The organism is Marivivens niveibacter (assembly GCF_002150005.2).
GTDB lineage: Bacteria > Pseudomonadota > Alphaproteobacteria > Rhodobacterales > Rhodobacteraceae > Marivivens > Marivivens niveibacter.
In genome coordinates this window covers 477,097-494,979 of record NZ_MSPP01000001.1, presented here as the reverse complement: position 1 = coordinate 494,979, position 17,883 = coordinate 477,097, and the positions used below count along the sequence as shown (strand labels likewise).

Annotated in this window: 19 protein-coding genes; 10 read left to right on the top strand and 9 right to left on the bottom strand. The window is 56.1% G+C overall.

Going from position 1 to position 17,883, the window contains the following annotated elements; translation table 11 throughout:
- Nucleotides 1-23: 23 nt before the first annotated feature.
- The gene (locus BVC71_RS02520) at nt 24-719 is read left to right on the top strand and encodes a glutathione S-transferase family protein (RefSeq protein WP_086450054.1); all 696 of its coding nucleotides are present in this window, start codon (nt 24-26) and stop codon (nt 717-719) included.
- A complete protein-coding gene (locus tag BVC71_RS02515) occupies nt 716-1,003 on the top strand; it encodes a Dabb family protein (protein ID WP_086450053.1) in 288 nt (95 codons plus the stop codon). Before BVC71_RS02520 ends, BVC71_RS02515 begins: the two co-directional genes overlap by 4 nt.
- Here BVC71_RS02515 and BVC71_RS02510 read toward each other — a convergent pair.
- From BVC71_RS02510 to ftsY, 3 genes are read right to left on the bottom strand one after another with little or no spacing between them, the layout of a single operon-like run.
- Nucleotides 993-1,595, bottom strand: coding sequence for an inner membrane-spanning protein YciB (locus BVC71_RS02510; RefSeq protein ID WP_086450052.1), 603 nt, complete (start codon nt 1,593-1,595; stop codon nt 993-995). The genes BVC71_RS02515 and BVC71_RS02510 overlap by 11 nt on opposite strands.
- Nucleotides 1,596-2,498 (bottom strand): DMT family transporter, encoded by a 903-nt coding sequence (locus tag BVC71_RS02505; protein WP_086450051.1) that lies wholly within the window; start codon nt 2,496-2,498, stop codon nt 1,596-1,598.
- Nucleotides 2,499-2,513: 15 nt separating this feature from the next.
- Nucleotides 2,514-3,593 carry a signal recognition particle-docking protein FtsY gene (ftsY, locus tag BVC71_RS02500; protein WP_086450050.1) on the bottom strand — a complete coding sequence of 360 codons (1,080 nt, stop codon included), beginning with the start codon at nt 3,591-3,593 and terminating at the stop codon, nt 2,514-2,516.
- Between the two features lie 100 nt (nt 3,594-3,693).
- Here ftsY and BVC71_RS02495 point away from each other — a divergent pair, with 100 nt between their 5' ends.
- Together BVC71_RS02495 and BVC71_RS02490 are read left to right on the top strand one after the other, a co-directional pair.
- Nucleotides 3,694-4,716: an alkane 1-monooxygenase gene (locus BVC71_RS02495; RefSeq protein WP_240516756.1), complete on the top strand. Its 1,023-nt coding sequence runs from the start codon at nt 3,694-3,696 to the stop codon at nt 4,714-4,716.
- A 61-nt stretch (nt 4,717-4,777) separates the two neighbouring features.
- Nucleotides 4,778-5,149 carry a hypothetical protein gene (locus BVC71_RS02490; protein WP_165767708.1) on the top strand — a complete coding sequence of 124 codons (372 nt, stop codon included), beginning with the start codon at nt 4,778-4,780 and terminating at the stop codon, nt 5,147-5,149.
- A gap of 3 nt (nt 5,150-5,152) precedes the next feature.
- On the opposite strand, the gene xseA is transcribed toward BVC71_RS02490, so the two are convergent.
- A complete protein-coding gene (gene xseA, locus BVC71_RS02485) occupies nt 5,153-6,631 on the bottom strand; it encodes an exodeoxyribonuclease VII large subunit (protein WP_086450047.1) in 1,479 nt (492 codons plus the stop codon).
- 72 nt (nt 6,632-6,703) lie between these two features.
- Here xseA and purD point away from each other — a divergent pair, with 72 nt between their 5' ends.
- Nucleotides 6,704-7,966, top strand: coding sequence for a phosphoribosylamine--glycine ligase (gene purD / locus BVC71_RS02480; protein ID WP_086450046.1), 1,263 nt, complete (start codon nt 6,704-6,706; stop codon nt 7,964-7,966).
- Between the two features lie 65 nt (nt 7,967-8,031).
- On the opposite strand, the gene BVC71_RS02475 is transcribed toward purD, so the two are convergent.
- From BVC71_RS02475 to BVC71_RS02455, 5 genes are all read right to left on the bottom strand, one after another.
- Nucleotides 8,032-8,535: a CarD family transcriptional regulator gene (locus BVC71_RS02475; protein WP_086450045.1), complete on the bottom strand. Its 504-nt coding sequence runs from the start codon at nt 8,533-8,535 to the stop codon at nt 8,032-8,034.
- 240 nt (nt 8,536-8,775) lie between these two features.
- Nucleotides 8,776-9,111, bottom strand: coding sequence for a ferredoxin FdxA (gene fdxA / locus BVC71_RS02470; protein WP_086450044.1), 336 nt, complete (start codon nt 9,109-9,111; stop codon nt 8,776-8,778).
- Nucleotides 9,112-9,160: 49 nt separating this feature from the next.
- Nucleotides 9,161-9,559 (bottom strand): RNA-binding S4 domain-containing protein, encoded by a 399-nt coding sequence (locus tag BVC71_RS02465; RefSeq protein ID WP_165767707.1) that lies wholly within the window; start codon nt 9,557-9,559, stop codon nt 9,161-9,163.
- Nucleotides 9,559-12,378 (bottom strand): helicase-related protein, encoded by a 2,820-nt coding sequence (locus tag BVC71_RS02460; RefSeq protein WP_086450042.1) that lies wholly within the window; start codon nt 12,376-12,378, stop codon nt 9,559-9,561. The genes BVC71_RS02465 and BVC71_RS02460 overlap by 1 nt, the downstream gene beginning before the upstream one ends.
- A 27-nt stretch (nt 12,379-12,405) precedes the next feature.
- Nucleotides 12,406-12,966, bottom strand: coding sequence for a tetratricopeptide repeat protein (locus tag BVC71_RS02455; RefSeq protein ID WP_240516755.1), 561 nt, complete (start codon nt 12,964-12,966; stop codon nt 12,406-12,408).
- 69 nt (nt 12,967-13,035) lie between these two features.
- Here BVC71_RS02455 and BVC71_RS02450 point away from each other — a divergent pair, with 69 nt between their 5' ends.
- The 5 genes from BVC71_RS02450 to BVC71_RS02430 all read left to right on the top strand — a co-directional run bounded on the left by BVC71_RS02450 (nt 13,036) and on the right by BVC71_RS02430 (nt 17,881).
- Nucleotides 13,036-13,323 (top strand): SCP2 sterol-binding domain-containing protein, encoded by a 288-nt coding sequence (locus BVC71_RS02450; protein ID WP_086450041.1) that lies wholly within the window; start codon nt 13,036-13,038, stop codon nt 13,321-13,323.
- Nucleotides 13,323-14,261: an alpha/beta fold hydrolase gene (locus BVC71_RS02445; protein WP_086450040.1), complete on the top strand. Its 939-nt coding sequence runs from the start codon at nt 13,323-13,325 to the stop codon at nt 14,259-14,261. Before BVC71_RS02450 ends, BVC71_RS02445 begins: the two co-directional genes overlap by 1 nt.
- A gap of 63 nt (nt 14,262-14,324) precedes the next feature.
- Nucleotides 14,325-16,142, top strand: coding sequence for a M3 family oligoendopeptidase (locus BVC71_RS02440; RefSeq protein ID WP_086450039.1), 1,818 nt, complete (start codon nt 14,325-14,327; stop codon nt 16,140-16,142).
- A 38-nt stretch (nt 16,143-16,180) separates the two neighbouring features.
- A complete protein-coding gene (locus BVC71_RS02435) occupies nt 16,181-16,642 on the top strand; it encodes a histidine phosphatase family protein (protein ID WP_086450038.1) in 462 nt (153 codons plus the stop codon).
- A gap of 69 nt (nt 16,643-16,711) precedes the next feature.
- Nucleotides 16,712-17,881, top strand: coding sequence for a dipeptidase (locus tag BVC71_RS02430; RefSeq protein WP_086450037.1), 1,170 nt, complete (start codon nt 16,712-16,714; stop codon nt 17,879-17,881).
- Nucleotides 17,882-17,883 lie beyond the last annotated feature (2 nt).

Below are 17,883 nucleotides of genomic sequence, written 5' to 3'. Positions count from 1 at the left end.
CCTAGCTATGAATTAGGTGCCCGATGTCTGAAATTGAATTGTACTACTGGCCAACGCCCAACGGCAAAAAGATCAGCATCCTGCTAGAGGAACTGTCCCTACCCTATCAGGCCCACCTGATTGACATCGGCGCAGGCGACCAATTCGCGCCCGATTTTCTGGCCATCGCACCAAACAACCGCATCCCCGCGATCATCGACCCAGATGGCCCAGACGGCGAACCGATTTCCATTTTTGAATCGGGTGCGATCCTGCAGTATTTCGCCCGCAAGACAGGGCAATTGTACGGCAGCACGGAACGCGACCGGATTGAAATTGACCAATGGCTGATGTGGCAAATGGGCGGCGTGGGCCCTATGGCGGGCCAAGCGCATCATTTCCTGAAATACGCCCCCGTCATGGATCCGCCCCACGTCCTGCCCTATGCCCAAGACCGTTATCGCAACGAAGTTGGGCGCCTATACGGCGTGCTGAACAAACGTCTGAACGGGCGCGACTATGTTTGCGGCCAATTTTCCATCGCGGATATCGCAATTTATCCATGGGCCGCAGGTTGGGAAGGTCAGCAGCAAACTCTAGATGACAAACCACACCTTGCCGCGTGGCTGGATCGGTTGGCTGCCCGCCCTGCGGTAAAAAGGGGGATGGAACTCGCCAACGAACTGCGCCAGAAGGGTTACACCAAAGAACAAATGGAACGCCTGTTCAAACAACAATGATCCGTCACATCGTCTTTTTCACCGCTCAGAAACCCGAATATCGGGAAACGATTTTCAATGGCCTGAAACGTCTGGAAACCATTCCGCACAGTATCCGCCTGGAAATCCGGTACAACATGAACAAAGACCCGATTAGCCCAGACGGCCCGGACTTTGTTGTCTACGGGGAGTTTGAAGACGAAGACCAATTGGCCGCCTACAAGGCGCACCCATTGTATCAAGAATCCATCGATATCGTCCGCCCGCTACGCGACACGCGCATCGCGGCCGATTTTATTGTGTAGGCTCTTCGATCAGGTATTTTTGCAGGCTCACGATCTGAGACCACAAAAACAGGAACATGACCGCTGGGAACACAAAGGTTTCCAGCGTGACCCACAATTCATCCGACTGCGTCCGCCAAATGATTTCGTTGGCTACGGCTAGGGCCGCGAAAAACGCGCACAGACGGCGGGTCAGGATCATCCAGCCCTCGCGCTCCATCGGTAGGAGTTCGCCCATCACATATTCCAGCCAGCTTTGACCGCGCAGCAGGCCAATCCCCAGCAGCAGCGCAAATAGCCCGTAGACGATAGACGTTTTCATTTTGAAAAACGCCTCGTTGTTGAACCATGCGGTCAGGCCGCCGAAAAAGATCACCATGAACGCGGTAAACACCTGCATCCGCGACAGTTTCCCCGTCAGAACCCACAGCGCGCCCATTGCGGCCAGCAGGATCGGGATAAACACAACGGCCGAAACGATGAACCCCGAATATTCGGTGCCCGCAAAGGTATAGGTGTTATCCTTGATCTTAACGTACAGCAGGAAAAACGCGACCGTTGGGCCCAGTTCCAGCACCTGTTTCAACAGCGGATTGATTTGTTTTTCAGCCATTTAGCCACCTACCTCAACAATTACGGCGCCCAGCGCGATCAAAGCCATCAGGAACAAACGCCGCGGCCCGACCTTTTCGCCTAAAATAAACCACCCGATCAAGGCCGCAAAGACGGTCGACGTTTCGCGTAGAACCGCGGCTTCGCCGACTTTATCCAAACGAGTCGCGATCATCACGCCGCCAAAGCTGACCCAGCCGATCACCGCGCCCAGCGCCCCGCGCCACATCAAAGGCGCCAAATCGACCTTCAGCCCAGAACGGCGCGTTTTCACATAGGCAATCAGCGGCATGTCGATACCGCTTAGGAAAAAGAACCACGCAAGGAACGTGAACGGATCCGCCGCCTGACGGATGCCCCACGCGTCATAGGTCGTGTAGACCGCCACCATCACACCGCACAGCGCCGCCCAGATCAGCGCGATCTTGACCCGTTGTTTTGCAATCGTTTCTTCGGCCAGATTGCGTAGCGCCAGCAGCAAAATACCGCCCGACAAACAGCCAACGCCGACCCACTGCATAAACGAATAGGGTTCGTGAAACACAATGGACGCAAAGATAACCGTGATCAGTGGCCCCGTACCCCGCACCACCGGATAAACGACCGTATAGGCCGCGTATTCATAGGCCAGCGCCATCAGCAGTTTATAGATAAAATGGATGATGACGACCCCGACCAGGATCAGCCACATGTCGCCTTCGGGCAAGGGAAAGACGAACAGCGCGAAAGGCGCGGACAGGATTGTGAACCACAGATCAATCGACCCGCGCGCCACCCAAGGGTTGTGTTTGCCCTTTTGCAGCGCACCGAACACGGCATGAGCAATCGCCGCCGTCAGCGCCAGAATAGTCGCCAGATGGGCACCAAACGGGGTGCCCGAAACAGAGACGAGCCACTCACCCATGCTGTTTCGCTTTCATTACCCGCGCCCGACCAAAGCGTTCGCGTAATCTTCGGGATCGAATGGAGCCAGATCGTCGATCTGTTCGCCAACGCCAATCGCGTGGATAGGCAGACCGAATTTATCCGCCAGCGCTACCAGAACGCCGCCCTTTGCCGTGCCGTCCAATTTCGTCATGACCAGACCAGACACATCCGCCAATTTCTGGAACGCATCCACCTGATTAACCGCATTCTGGCCTGTAGTCGCATCTAGCACCAACAACGTGTTGTGCGGCGCATCGGGATCTTTCTTGCGAATAACCCGCACGATCTTGGCCAGTTCTTCCATCAGGTCCTGACGGTTCTGCAAACGGCCTGCGGTGTCGATCATCAACAGATCCGCGCCGTCCTCTTGCGCTTTGGTCATCGCATCAAACGCAAGGCTGGCAGGGTCCGACCCTTCGGGCGCGGTCAACACAGGCACGCCCGCGCGTTCGCCCCAAATCTGCAGCTGCTCTACCGCAGCCGCGCGGAATGTATCGCCCGCGGCAATCACAACGGATTTCCCTGCCGCACGGAACTGGCTCGCCAATTTACCGATGGTCGTGGTCTTGCCTGCGCCATTCACGCCAACAACCAAAACAACCTGAGGCTTCTTTGCATACAAAGGCAATGGCCGCGCCACAGGCTCCATGATCCGCGCAACCTCTTCGGCCAGCAGCGATTTAATCTCATCCACAGACAGCTTTTTGCCGATACGCCCCTCAGCCATATTCGACGTCACGCGAAGGGCCGTATCCACGCCCATATCCGCGCTGATCAACAGCTCTTCCAACTGTTCGACCATCTCGTCGTCCAAAACGCGGCGCGGGGATGTATCGCGCCCCACCAACCGATCAATAATGCCCTTCTTCGGGGCCTCATCCTCAACGGTTTCCTCAATCGCGATGGGGGTCACATCAACCTCTACGCGCTCGGGCTCTGGCGCGGAATCAACTGCGACATCGGGTTCGTCCGGCGCAGCATCCGCGCCTTCCTCGACGATGGCCTCTAACCCTTCGTCCAACTTTGACGAAGATTTGGTAAGACGATCGCGGAGTTTTTTGAAAAACGACATGAATTGGCCTTTGCAAAGCTTTCTTATCACCTAATACCTAAGCCAAAGGATGGAAAGCCCCGTCTGCGCCCACTAAACTCTGCCCCGACAGGAGCTTCCAATGCCGCCGATGATCCTTTTTGCAACTGCGACGCTTATTCCAATACCCTTAATTCTGATCGCCGCATTTTCTGGCGGGGTTTGGGCGTTGACCGCGCCATTGTACATGACAGTCGTGACAGCCGTCTTGGACGAATGGGTGGACCGCGTTACGCCAGCCACATCAGGCGCAGAATTTCCAGTGGCAAACGCCCTGTCCACCACCATCGCCCTTGGGCAATTCGCTATCATCGCTGCGACCGTGTTCGCCCTAACCTCTGATCTGGCCGTGCCCGCCAAAATTGGCGTGTTTATCGCTGCGGGCCTGTATATCGGGCAGGTCGGCAATTCGAACGCACATGAACTCATTCACCGCTCCAGCCGTTTTTTGCGCCATTTGGGCAAATGGGCCTATATTTCGGTACTGTTTGGTCATCACACATCCGCCCATGTTTTAGTGCATCACATACATGTCGGCACAAAAAACGATCCGAACACTTCGCGCCTGAACGAAAGCTTTTATCGTTTCTTTGGTCGCGCATGGCGCGGGTCTGTGCGCAAATCCTATGCAGCAGAAACAAAAAGAATGGTCCGAGCAGGCAAGCCAAAATGGTCCCATCCATTCGTTACCTACATTGGCGGCGCAATTGCGATGGTCTGCATCGCAGGTGCCATTGGCGGCGCAGCGGGGATCGGGGCCTATCTTGCCTTAGCGTTTTTTGCCCAGATCCAGCTTATGCTGTCAGATTACGTTCAGCACTATGGCCTGACCCGCATGGTTGATGATGCCGGCAAACCCGAACCTATTGCTGCCAAACACAGCTGGAATAGTCCGCATTGGTTTTCTTCGGCGCTCATGTTGAATGCGCCGCGCCATTCAGATCACCATGTATCACCCATGACCATCTACCCTGCCTTGCAATTGCCTGACGCGCCAATGCTGCCAAGATCACTACCTGTTATGGCGTGTGTCGCGTTGGTTCCGCCGCTGTGGCGCCGTGTGATGAATCCACGTGTCGCGAAATGGCAGGAAACCGCACTTTAATCAGAAAACTCTGGCGCAGCCTCTCGCGTTCGCCGATATTGCGCGCATGAGAGTTTACGCTTTGTTTTTGTCCATTTTGGCAACGCCGCTTGTCGCACAATCACCCCTGACACCGTCCGAATTTGAAGCGCGGGTTTTGGGTGAAACCTTTGATTTTGGATACGTTGGCTCTGCGCCTTATGGCATCGAACGATATTTGCCCGATAACAAAGTGATTTGGAGCTGGGGCGACGGCCAATGCGAAGCAGGCAAATGGTACGCCGAAGGGCCATCCATCTGCTTCGTCTATGATTTTGATCCCGATCCGCATTGCTGGCTGTATTTCGCCGAAGGCGCCAATACGCTGGCCATCCTACAGGACGACGATAGCGGTGGCATATATCAGCTTAGCCCGATCAACCGCGAGTTGGTTTGTGATAATTTTGGAATGTAATTCCTAAAACAAACTGCCCTGATCTGGTCCGTCGTCGGTTTTGACCTTTTTGGCCTTCGGCGCAGCGCCGCCAACCGCGAATTTTCCGTCTGCGAATTCGATCTCTAGGCTGCCCGCCTGTTTTGCCGATTTCGTGTCGGTGATAATCGCATCACCGCTGCGCACAACCGCATAGCCTCGTTTCAGCGTCGCCTTGTACCCCAGCGTCGAATGCAACCGCGCAAGGCTATCCAGCTGTGATTTGCGACGCTCGACAATACGCGCCCATCCATCCGACAATCGGCGTTCGGCCTGCATTTTATCGACATCGCGGCGCACGGTCGCCACGCTGCGGGATAGCGCTGGTTTTAGACGCGCGGCACGATCATCAACGGTTCTGCGGAAATTGCCCACACGCACCGACAACAGGCTGGGGCGCAAATGCCCCGCCGTTTCGGTCAGCGCGATCCGTTTGCGGGCCGTATAGCCGCGCAGCGCCCCATCCAGTTTTTCCGACAACATGTCCAAACGCTGACGCGGGGTGTCCAGTAATTCCTCTTTGCGGGGCAATGCGCGGGACAGATCATTTAGCCGCTGACGGCGCAGCCCCACCATTTGCGTCGCAGCACGAGACAGGCGCGCGCCCTTATTATCGACCCAGTTGATCAGCTCTAACCGCACGGGCACCGCATGTTCGGCCGCAGCCGTTGGCGTCGGCGCGCGCAGGTCGGACGCATAATCGATCAGGGTCGTATCCGTTTCATGCCCCACCGCCGAAATCAGCGGGATTTGCGATGCGGCCGCCGCGCGAACAACGATTTCTTCGTTAAAGCCCCAGAGGTCTTCGATACTGCCGCCGCCACGGGCGACGATGATCACGTCAGGACGCGGTAGTGCGCCGCCGGGCGTCAGGCGGTTGAACCCTTCGATCGCGTGGGCGACTTGGGCGGCGCAATCGCGGCCCTGAACGGCAACGGGCCAGACCAATACCTTGCGCGGAAAACGATCCCGCAAACGGTGCAGAATATCGCGGATAACGGCACCTGTGGGCGACGTCACAACACCGATGATTTCGGGCAAATACGGCAGCGGGCGTTTGCGTTCGGGGGCGAACAGACCTTCGGCCTGCAGCGCGGCCTTGCGTTTTTCCAGCATCGCCATCAACGCGCCAGCCCCTGCGGGGCGCACGTCTTCGACGTTTAGCTGGTATTTCGACTGCGGCCCGAATGTCGTCAAACGGCCTGTGGCGATGACTTCCATCCCCTCTTCAGGACGGTGGGCCAGTTTGGCTACCTGCCCTTTCCAACTGACCGACGCCAAAACAGAACGATCATCTTTGAGGTCAAAATACATATGACCTGTGCGCGCAATGACCACGCGGCCCACCTCTCCGCGGACGCGAACAAAGCCGAATTCGTTCTCTAACGTCTTCTTTACTGCCCCCGAAATTTCGGAAACGGAAAACTCGTGTGCGTTGTCTTGTGGGTCTTCAAACAGATCCATTGTCGGTCGGCCTTGTTATATTTGCCTACCAACCTTAGAACGCCGCAAACAAAAGGCCAAGCGGAGGGCACCATGAACATCCTGATTCTAGGCAGCGGCGGGCGTGAACACAGCCTTGCATGGGCTGTAAAACAGAACCCGAAATGTGATCGCCTGATCGTGGCACCCGGAAACGCAGGGATCGCATCGATTGCGGAATGCGCAAACATCGACATCCTGTCGGGCGATGCGGTTGCAACCTTTGCCGAAGAAAACGCCATTGATTTCGTGATCATCGGCCCAGAGGCCCCTCTGGCTGCTGGCGTTGCCGACCAACTGCGCGCCGCTGGCCTGACCGTGTTCGGCCCATCCCAAGCTGCCGCCCAGCTAGAGGCATCCAAGGCATTCACCAAAGCGATCTGCGACGCCGCAAACGCCCCCACCGCCGCTTACGCCCGTTTCACCGAAGCTGAACCAGCCAAGGCATATATCCGCGAACAAGGCGCCCCAATCGTTGTCAAAGCTGACGGTCTGGCCGCAGGCAAAGGCGTGATCGTTGCGATGAACGAACAAGACGCGCTAGACGCCATCGACGATATGTTCGGCGGTGAATTCGGATCCGCTGGCGCCGAAGTCGTGATCGAAGAGTTCATGGAAGGCGAAGAGGCATCGTATTTCATCCTAGTTGACGGTGAAAACGTGCTGCCGATCGGCACCGCCCAAGACCACAAACGCGTGGGCGATGGCGACACTGGTCCGAACACTGGCGGCATGGGTGCCTATTCCCCTGCTCCTGTCCTGTCCGACGAAATCGCGGACAAAGCGCTGAACGAAATCGTCATTCCGACCATGCGCGAAATGGCGAAACAGGGCATGCCATATCAGGGCGTCCTGTACGCGGGCCTGATGATCAAAGACGGCCAACCACGTCTGGTCGAATACAACTGCCGCTTTGGCGACCCTGAATGTCAGGTGCTGATGATGCGTCTGGGCGGTCAAGCATTGGATCTGATGCTGGCCTGCGCCGAAGGCCGTCTGGACCAAGTTCAGGCTCAATGGGCTGACGATCACGCAATGACCATCGTTATGGCGTCGAACGGCTATCCGGGTGCGTACGAAAAAGGGACCGTTATCCGCGGTCTGGCTGCTCTGCCAGAAACCACTGATGCCTACACGTTCCACGCGGGCACCACGGAATCGAACGGCGATATCACCGCAACGGGTGGCCGCGTTCTGAACATCACCGCGCGCGGCGCGACATTGGCCGAAGCCCACGCCAAAGCCTACGAGATGATCAAACAGATCGATTGGCCCGAAGGGTTCTATCGCAACGACATCGGCTGGCGCGCCCTATAAGCGCCCGCCAAAATAACAAAAGCCGCGCTAGATTAGCGCGGCTTTCTTTTTGGATGTGTCGCAGATTACGCTGCGCGGCTGACCAGAACGCTGTCGATTTCTTTCGCAGCTTCTTTTTCGTCATTGCCGCCAACTGCAGCGATTTCGCGAGTCAGGCGTTCCAGCGCAGCTTCGTACAGCTGACGTTCGGAATAGGACTGTTCACGCTGATCGTCTGCGCGGTGCAGGTCGCGGACAACTTCGGCAATTGCGATCAGATCGCCCGAGTTGATTTTCTGTTCATATTCCTGTGCGCGACGCGACCACATGGCCTTTTTGACCTTGGCTTTGCCCTTTAGGGTTTTCATCGCGTGCGCCACAACGTCAGGCGACGACAGGCCACGCATACCGACTTCTTCTGCTTTGTTCGTAGGAACGCGCAGGGTCATTTTGTCCTTTTCAAAGGAAATCACGAAAAGCTCTAGCTCAAAGCCAGCAACCTCTTGCTTTTCGATCGAAACGATCTGGCCCACACCGTGAGCTGGGTAAACAACGTAATCATCAGGATTGAAGTCGTTCGATTTAGTCATGATTATCCTTCCTCTGAAACCCGCCCCAAAAGACAATAAAACCGGCGGGGCACTACGCCTCCGTCGGGGTGTCTGGTGAACTGGGATGGGTCAATTTTTCGGCAACATTGATGTAGTCATACCACAAAAATGCGCCTCGTGGAAGTACGGCATCGATTCGCCCGAAAACCGTGGTTTTCAACGAAAAAACGACCCTGAAGCATCAGAGCCGTCCTAGATTCGTATTACAATCGAATCAGATTAATCGCCTTCGCCTGGCACTTCGGACAACAGCTCCAGCTTGCCTGGTTTGCCGTCCATTTCTTCGGCGGTCGGAAGCGGGTCTTTTTTGGCTGTGATGACCGGCCACATTTCCGAATACTTGCGGTTGAATTCGACCCATTTTTCCATGTCTGGTTCGGTGTCCGGACGGATCGCATCGGCAGGGCATTCAGGTTCGCAAACGCCGCAGTCGATGCATTCGTCAGGATGGATCACCAATGTGTTTTCACCCTCATAGAAACAATCTACTGGGCAAACTTCGACACAGTCCGTGTATTTGCAGGCAATACAGTTTTCGGTAACGACATAAGTCATGTGGGCGGTCCTAATTTGTTCGGGCCATTAGCTAGACCTGTGGGCACAATCATTCAAGCCCGAATGGCCCATCGCCCCCAAGATGCGACGCCATGTTCCGTCTCTCGCGCTTTCCTGGGCGTCCTTTCCCATCAAATGATGGATTTTTAGAAGCTTTTTCTACGGATTTCTCTTCTGGCGGAGATAAATCTTCGTACAGCGCCTGCGCTTCGGGGGCTGGGCCGCGGCGTTCACCAATATCCAAGATTCGCACTACGCGCACGTTGGTCGCCTGAACAAAGGTCAAAACGTCACCCGGCCCGACAGTGCGGGCCGGTTTACTGATTGGATTGCTGTCCACACGCACCTTGCCCTGTTTGACAATCGTGGCAGCCAGCGTGCGCGTCTTGAAAAAACGCGCATGCCATAGCCATTTATCAACCCGGATCGTGGGGCGTGTGTCGTCCATTATTTGGCTTTGAAACCAGACAATGCAGCGGCAAACGGGTTATCAGGATCAATCTGTTTTTCCCGCTTTGGTTTCGCCTCAAAGGATTTGGCTTTGTTGCCGCCCTTTGGACCTTTGCCTTTACCCTTCGCGCTCGGTTTACCGCCCTGACGTGGTTTACCAGCGGGTTTGCCACCCTGACGGCGGTTGTTGCCGCCCTGACGTCCGCCCCAAGTAAAGGTGTAGAACACTTCGGTTTCAGCCGTTTCAACGCCCGCATCAGCGGCAGCGCCGGTAGCGGTTTCGTTTTCTGCAACTTCAGCAACTGGTTCTGCTGGCCCGTCTTCTGCTGGGGTTTCAGCAATTGGCGCAACGCCTTCGTCGATGATCGCATCAGCAACAGGAACGCTATCTGCAGCGGCGGTTTCGTCGCCACCAGCAGCCGCAGGAACAACCTGATCAACGGCTTTTACCTTGGTGCGTTCGCCTTTTTCTGCGCGGTAGCCTAGGCCCTGCATCAGATCAGCAAACTGTTCCAGCGTCATACCTGTGATCGACAGCATGTCTGGGTTCGCTTCGAAACCACCACGGCTGTCTTTGTCGCGCAGCATGTCAGCCAGACGTTCCAGCATGTCGATGCGGATTGCGCGTTCACCAGCGGCGCGGTAGCCTGCCATTGTGAAATAGCCCTGAGGCATGTCCGAAATCGCAGGAACGGTCACCAGACCTGGGGGCGGAGCTTCGGGGAATTCATCCAGTTTATTTGCCAGCGACCACAGAACCAGACGCAAACGGGTCGGCGCAGGTTTCAACAGCAAAGGCATAAAGATGGTGAACTGGCCAAAACGAACGCCGTGTTTGCGCAGCGCGCCACGAGCATCCTGATCCAATTCTTTGACTTCGCTTGCAATTTCGCCGCGCGAAATCACACCGAAACCTTCGACCAGACGGAAGGCAAAACCTTTGGCCAGACCGGCTAGCGCTTCGTCGCGCTGCATGTTCAGCATCGGTTCAAACAGCGCCGCAATTTTGCGGTCGATGAAATGCTGCAAACGGCGCTGGACTTTTTGGGCCACGTCGTCGCCTGCTTCGTCATCGACGAACGCCTGAACTTGCGGTTTCAGCGGGTCTTGCGTCGCGACCAGCTTACCAACTGCGTGTTCACCCCACATCAGACCACCCTGTTCGGTGTAGTCAATTTCGGTGTCCGGCGCGTTATAGAAACGGTCCGCGCGCAGATGGAACTGCGGCGCCAACGCCTGAACGGACGCTTGGCGCAGGGTTTTCGCCTCATCGGGGCTCCCTGTTTTGTCCATGCGGAAACGGAAACCTTCCAACTTGCCGACGTATTCGCCGTCGACAGTCACTTCACCCTGATCGTTTACTTCGGCCACAAGGCCCTCCTTCTGCTTGAGCCGGCGAAGGAGAACGCTCGTCCGCCGGTCCACAAATCTTTGGGTCAGGCCTTCGTGCAAGGCATCTGACAATCGGTCTTCTACAGCGCGAGTCGCATCGCGCCAATGGTTTTCGTCTTTTAACCACCCTTTACGCTGAGCCACATAGGTCCAAGTGCGGATAAAGGCCAATCGTTTGGATAATGTGTCAATATCACCATCCTTGCGATCAATGCGTTTCACCTGACGGGCGAACCAATCTTCGGGAACGTGACCATGTTGGTGCAAAAATCCGAAAATGTCGCGCAAAAGGTTCGCATGTTCACCCTGACTGATCCCGCGGAAATCAGGGATTCGGCAAACATCCCACAGCAAACGCACAGACTGGCCATCAGATGCACGAGCCATAACCTCGGCATCGTTAGACAGATTTTTCAGCGCGGCCAGATCGTCGGATTCGCGAACACGGGTCAGCCATGGGTCATCGGTGCGTTGTTCCAGCGTCTGGATCAAACGCCCCACGCTGCCAAATTGCAGACGCCCGTTGCGCCACTGCAGTTTTTTGACGGGCTTGAATTGGTGGTTTTCGATGGCGGCAACCACGGCTTCGTCCAGTTCGTGCGCCTCGCCCGTGACGCCGAATGTGCCGTGTGACATGTGTCGCCCTGCGCGGCCTGCGATCTGGGCCAATTCGTCCGGCTCCAGATACCGCATCCGCCGTCCGTCAAATTTGGTCAGCGCGGAAAATCCAACGTGATCGATGTCTAGGTTCAGACCCATACCGATGGCGTCAGTCGCCACCAGATAATCGACATCCCCGTTCTGATACATATCGACCTGCGCGTTGCGCGTACGCGGCGACAAAGCGCCCATAACCACCGCAGCGCCGCCTTTGGTACGGCGCAGAAGTTCGGCGATGGCATATACATTTTCAACAGAAAACCCGACGATTGCGGTGCGTCCGGGCATTCGATTTATCTTTTTCGAACCTGCGTAGGTCAGCGTGGACATGCGTTCGCGACGGATGAACTGAACATCGCGCACGTTGTCCGCAATCGCCTGACGCATGGTGTCAGACCCCAGGAACACCGTTTCCTTTAGCCCGCGCGCGTTCAGCAATCGGTCCGTAAACACGTGGCCACGTTCGGGATCGGCACATAGCTGAATTTCGTCGACGGCTAGGAAATCACAGCCCATGCCTTCGGGCATCGCTTCGACTGTGCAGACCCAATATTTGGCGCGAGGCGGCATGATGCGTTCTTCGCCCGTGATCAGCGCCACAACAGACGGGCCGCGAATGGCGACAATGCGGTCGTAGACTTCGCGCGCCAGCAACCGCAGCGGCAGGCCGATGATGCCCGTTGGATAGGCCAGCATCCGTTCTATGGCGTAGTGGGTTTTACCGGTATTGGTCGGGCCCAATACAGCCGTGACGCGCGCGTCCATGGTGCCTATCCCCGATTGGAACAGCGATCAGAGCGTCTGACCCTGCAAGTCTAGTGTTAAACGATCAATCGCCGCATTGGCGTTTGGATCCTCGGGGATCATGTCCTGAATTTTCTCGTAAACTTCAAGAGCCCGATCAGGCTGCCCCACCATCTCTAGGATAGCGCCAAACCCCATAAGCGCCCCAAAATGACGTGGATTGAGTACAAGCGTTTGACGAATATCATCAATTGACGGCCCCAATTCCCCCATCATGAAAAACGCCGTTGCACGACCATTGTAAGCTTCGGCAAAATCAGGGGCATAATTTATCGCAGCGGTAAAATGGTCCACAGCGGTCGGGAAATCGCCCGCCCCAATCGCCTCTTGCCCGCGTTGCAGCAGAAAATCGACCGCAGGAGAGCCAGATTTGCTCCACTCTGTCATGATTTGCGATTCGAGCCGTGATACTTCTGCCTCTTCCGCATCTTGTAGACGTTCAAATAGATCGTCGACGGTTGCCGTCTGCGCCCAAGCAGCTAGGCTGCCGCCCATGACAATTGCGAATGCCGTAACGATAGGTTTGTACGTTTGCGTAATCGTGCCCATAACATGAATGTAGCGTAAAATGCGCTGACCACCAGTGGCGGCGTACAAACATCGAAGAGAGGAAGTCAAATGAGCGAAATCGTGACTAAAGCAGTCGAAGCGTTGGGCGAAAAAATCGACGGCGGTTTTGACGGATCGGCGAAATTCGTAATCGAAGGCGAAGGCGCGATCATGATCGACGGTGCTGGCGTACATGCAGGCGACGATGATGCCGATGTGACCCTGACTGCGACCGCAGAAACATTCCAAGCCATTCTAGAAGGCGAAGAAAACCCAACCACCGCATTCATGACCGGTAAACTGTCCGTCGACGGCGACATGGGCACCGCGATGAAACTGGCAGGCGTTCTGGCCTAATGTCCGGCGCGCCCTATTTCGCAGACATCGCCCAAGGCCCAAACGGTGGTCACGCCGAATGGTTGACCACGTCCGACGGGGTGCGCGTACGCGTGGCCCACTGGACGACCGACAACGCGATTGGCACGATTCTGCTATTTCCAGGGCGCACCGAATACATTGAAAAATATGGCCGCGATGCCGTGTCTTTGACCGATCGCGGCTTTAACGTGCTGACCATTGATTGGCGTGGTCAGGGCATTGCAGATCGTCTGTTGGACAATCGCATGTTGGGTCACGTGGACCGTTTCACAGACTATCAGCGCGATGTGCAGGCGATGGTGGATTATGCCCGCCGTATCAAATTGCCCGAACCGTTTTTCCTGATCGGGCATTCGATGGGCGGCTGCATTGGCCTGCGGGCGTTGCACAACGCCCTGCCCGTATGCGCCGCCGCGTTTTCGGCCCCGATGTGGGGTATCAATCTGGGCGCGGCCATTCGCCCTGTGGCATGGGCCATATCGTCAATGGCGCGACCTTTGGGGATCAACGGCACTTTGGCCTTTGGTCAATCCGAAGACACCTATGTCGCCGTCAACCCGTTTGCGGGTAATAACCTGACGACTGACGAAGATATGTACAATTACATGCGCGATCAGTTGCGCGCACAGCCCGATTTAGCACTTGGCGGCCCCACATTTGGATGGCTGTTTCAGGCGCTGAACGAAATGTACAAACTGCGGGCCATGCCCGCGCCGGATACCCCCGCGATTGTCCTGTTAGGCAGCGACGAAAAAATCGTCGACTCCAAATGCGTGCGCCATGTCGCCAGTAAATGGCCGGGTCAGGCGCTGGTGGAATATGACGGCGGCCTGCACGAAATCCTGATGGAACGCCCCGAAATCCGCACCGATGCATTCGACCGTATCGCCGAACATTTCCGCGCTCACGCCAGCTAAACCTTTCATCCCGCCCCTTGCCGCACTATCTGTTGTGGCAAGACGATTTGAAAGGACGCAACAATGTTTACCAAACAGCCTTTGTGGGACGCGAATGCGAATGGCGGCGCTGATCTGGGCGACCTGCCCGAATGGGATCTGACCGATCTGTACCCCGCTGCCGATAGCGCCGAATTCAAACGCGATATGGATTGGCTGGAACAGGCCTGCGCATCCTTTGCCGCCGATTACGAAGGCAAACTGGCTGATCTGGGCTCCTCTGACCTGCTAGAGGCGATCCTGCGCTATGAACGTATCGACACCGTGGCTGGGCGCATCATGTCCTATGCGGGCCTGCGGTATTACCAACTGACCACCGACGCCGACCGCGCGAAATTTATGTCCGACTGTCAGGACAAAATCACCACCTACACAACCCCGCTGGTGTTCTGGTCGCTGGAATTCAACCGCATCGACAATGACCGCTATGCGCAGCTGATGTCGGAAAATGAACAACTGGCGCGCTATCGCCCCGTGCTAGACCGTATGCGCGCGATGAAACCGTACCAGCTGTCGGACGAGTTGGAAAAATTCCTGCACGACAATTCGGTTGTTGGTTCGACGGCGTGGAACAAACTGTTCGATGAAACCATCGCTGGCCTGACGTTCACCGTCGATGGCACCGAACACAATATCGAAGGCACGCTGAATTTCCTGTCCGAACAGGACCGTTCCAAACGCGAAGCCGCGGCCCGCGAACTGGCCCGCGTTTTTGGCGCGAACATCAAGACCTTTGCTCGCGTTCACAACACGCTAGCCAAAGAAAAAGAGGTCGAGGACCGCTGGCGCGGATTTGAAACCCCGCAGATGGCCCGCCACCTATCCAACCACGTCGAAGCCGAAGTGGTCGAAGCCCTGCGCAACGCCGTGGTCGACGCCTATCCGCGCCTGTCCCATCGCTATTACAAACTAAAGGCCAAATGGCTGGGCCTAGACACAATGCAGGTCTGGGACCGCAACGCGCCTCTGCCAATCGAAACGGACCGTATCGTTGATTGGCCCGAGGCCGAAAAGATCGTCATGGACGCCTATGGCGATTTCGATCCGCGCATGGCTGATCTTGCCAAACCGTTCTTTGAAAAAGGTTGGATCGACGCCCCTGTAAAGCCGGGCAAAGCGCCAGGCGCATTCGCGCACCCAACGGTCACCACCGTGCACCCTTATGTGATGTTGAACTATCTGGGCAAACCGCGCGATGTGATGACTCTGGCCCACGAATTGGGTCATGGCGTGCATCAGGTGTTGGCCGCGGAACAAGGTGAAATGCTGTCGTCGACCCCGCTGACGCTGGCCGAAACGGCATCGGTGTTTGGCGAAATGCTGACCTTCCGTGCGCTGCTGAAAAACGCCAAATCCGAGACTGAGAAAAAGGTCCTGCTTGCTGGCAAGGTCGAGGATATGATCAACACGGTCGTCCGTCAGATCGCGTTCTATGATTTCGAATGCAAACTGCACGCCGCCCGCGCCCAAGGTGAATTGACACCCGACGACATCAACAATCTGTGGATGTCCGTTCAGGGCGAAAGCCTAGGTGACGTGTTCGAGTTTATGCCCGGATACGAAACATTCTGGGCGTATATCCCGCATTTTGTCCATTCTCCGTTCTATGTGTACGCATATGCATTCGGTGATGGACTCGTGAACGCACTTTATGCTGTGTACGAACAGTCCGGCGAAGAATTCAAAGACAAATACTTTGCAATGCTGAAAGCGGGCGGATCGAAACACCACAAGGATCTGTTGGAACCATTCGGTTTGGACGCGTCGGATCCTGCGTTCTGGTCCAAAGGTTTGTCGATGATCGAAGGTATGATCGACGAACTGGAGGCCATGGAAAACTAAAATGGGCGGTCCCGACCCTCGGGGCCGATTTAGATATTATGTTCTACTACCTGTCCCACCCAGAGGTGACACCAGACCCCACCTGCGATCCCGCCCTATGGCGTTTGTCGCAGCGTGGGCGGGACAGGACGCAGGACATCGTTCAGTCAGGCGCAGTGGCCCATATCAAACAGGTGGTCACCAGCGCCGAAACCAAAGCCGTAGAAACAGGCGCGATCATCGCGGGCGCATTGGGCTGCCCGATCCTGATCCGACCGCGTTTGAATGAAGTTTCGGACGACGACACCGATCTACAGTCCCGCATCGTCGCCGAGGTATCAGCCATCATGCGTACCGCGCCCGACAACACACTGTTTATCGGCCACCCCTATGTCGGCACTGTGTTGCGCAGCAAATTAACGGGCATAGATATATCGCCAGACACCGCAGGTAGCTTTTATGCTTGGTCGGCCGAAACCTCTGTCGTGACCGCATGGAGCCCCATGGAGCATTTGGGCTGACGTCACGCAGCCTATTGGAAAGAATCCCTAACTCGTGCCAGTCTGAGGTCATAGGTAGGGGAATTATCAATGTTCAAAAAATTCTTAGCCGCTGTCTTTGGCCTCATCGTCATCGCGGCCGCAACCTTTTTCATTTTCGCGCCAAAGATAGTGGAAAAAGGCCGTAACAATGTCATCGCGCACGATCCCTACCCCGTATCGCCGCAGGCCGCCGAATTGCACGCAAACCTAATTGTCGGTGACTGGCATGCGGATAGTTTGCTGTGGAATCGCGACCTGACAAAACGTGGTGATTACGGTCAGGTCGACCTACCCCGCCTGACAGAAGGCAACGTGGCTGTTCAGGTTTTCACCGCCGTCACGAAATCCCCAGCTGGTCAGAATTACGATGAAAACAGCGATGATGCGTTCGATAACATAACCCTGCTTGCCATCGGGCAGCTGTGGCCCTTGCGCACTTGGAATAGTTTGTTGGAACGCGCGGTGTATCAGTCGGAAAAGCTGCACCGTTTCGAACACCGCGCGCCAGATGCGTTGCGCATTGTCACCAATGAGGCCGGCCTAGACGCGGTACTGGCCGACCGCACCGCGGGTTCTAATGTAACGGCAGGCATTTTGGGCATCGAAGGCGCGCACCCGTTAGAGGGCGATATCGACAACATGGACGTTCTGTGGAACGCAGGTTATCGATTGATCGGGTTGCAGCATTTCTTTGACAATGAACTGGGCGGGTCTTTGCACGGCGTTGGCAACAAAGGCCTGACGGATTTTGGACGTGCAGTCGTTGCCCGCGCCGCGACCGAAGGGTGGATCATCGACATTGCCCATAGCTCGGAGCAAGTCGCCCGTGATGTGCTGGAAATGACAGATGTACCGATCATTGTTAGCCACGGAGGCGTGCATGGCCATTGCCCCGTAAAGCGCAATTTCCCCGATGACCTGATGCGCGACATTGCAGCGACCGGCGGCGTGATTGGCATGGGGTATTGGGCTGATGTTGTCTGCGAACACCCTAGCCCAGATGCAATCGCCAAAATGATCACGACCGCCATCGCCGAGGTCGGCGAAGATCACGTATCACTGGGATCTGACTTTGACGGATCAGTGGAAACCGCGTTTGACACATCCGAATTGCCCGCGCTGACCCACGCATTGATTAATGCGGGCCTGACGGACGACCAGATCGCAAAAGTTATGGGCGGAAATATGATCCGCGTATTGCGTGCACGGTTAAACTGACC

Coding starts and splice junctions, on each gene's coding strand:
- BVC71_RS02520 (WP_086450054.1), top strand. CDS start 24: ATGTCTGAAATTGAATTGTACTACTGGCCAACGCCCAACGGCAAAAAG.
- BVC71_RS02515 (WP_086450053.1), top strand. CDS start 716: ATGATCCGTCACATCGTCTTTTTCACCGCTCAGAAACCCGAATATCGG.
- BVC71_RS02510 (WP_086450052.1), bottom strand. CDS start 1,595: ATGGCTGAAAAACAAATCAATCCGCTGTTGAAACAGGTGCTGGAACTG.
- BVC71_RS02505 (WP_086450051.1), bottom strand. CDS start 2,498: ATGGGTGAGTGGCTCGTCTCTGTTTCGGGCACCCCGTTTGGTGCCCAT.
- ftsY (WP_086450050.1), bottom strand. CDS start 3,593: ATGTCGTTTTTCAAAAAACTCCGCGATCGTCTTACCAAATCTTCGTCA.
- BVC71_RS02495 (WP_240516756.1), top strand. CDS start 3,694: ATGCCGCCGATGATCCTTTTTGCAACTGCGACGCTTATTCCAATACCC.
- xseA (WP_086450047.1), bottom strand. CDS start 6,631: ATGGATCTGTTTGAAGACCCACAAGACAACGCACACGAGTTTTCCGTT.
- purD (WP_086450046.1), top strand. CDS start 6,704: ATGAACATCCTGATTCTAGGCAGCGGCGGGCGTGAACACAGCCTTGCA.
- BVC71_RS02475 (WP_086450045.1), bottom strand. CDS start 8,535: ATGACTAAATCGAACGACTTCAATCCTGATGATTACGTTGTTTACCCA.
- fdxA (WP_086450044.1), bottom strand. CDS start 9,111: ATGACTTATGTCGTTACCGAAAACTGTATTGCCTGCAAATACACGGAC.
- BVC71_RS02465 (WP_165767707.1), bottom strand. CDS start 9,559: ATGGACGACACACGCCCCACGATCCGGGTTGATAAATGGCTATGGCAT.
- BVC71_RS02460 (WP_086450042.1), bottom strand. CDS start 12,378: ATGGACGCGCGCGTCACGGCTGTATTGGGCCCGACCAATACCGGTAAA.
- BVC71_RS02455 (WP_240516755.1), bottom strand. CDS start 12,966: ATGGGCACGATTACGCAAACGTACAAACCTATCGTTACGGCATTCGCA.
- BVC71_RS02450 (WP_086450041.1), top strand. CDS start 13,036: ATGAGCGAAATCGTGACTAAAGCAGTCGAAGCGTTGGGCGAAAAAATC.
- BVC71_RS02445 (WP_086450040.1), top strand. CDS start 13,323: ATGTCCGGCGCGCCCTATTTCGCAGACATCGCCCAAGGCCCAAACGGT.
- BVC71_RS02440 (WP_086450039.1), top strand. CDS start 14,325: ATGTTTACCAAACAGCCTTTGTGGGACGCGAATGCGAATGGCGGCGCT.
- BVC71_RS02435 (WP_086450038.1), top strand. CDS start 16,181: ATGTTCTACTACCTGTCCCACCCAGAGGTGACACCAGACCCCACCTGC.
- BVC71_RS02430 (WP_086450037.1), top strand. CDS start 16,712: ATGTTCAAAAAATTCTTAGCCGCTGTCTTTGGCCTCATCGTCATCGCG.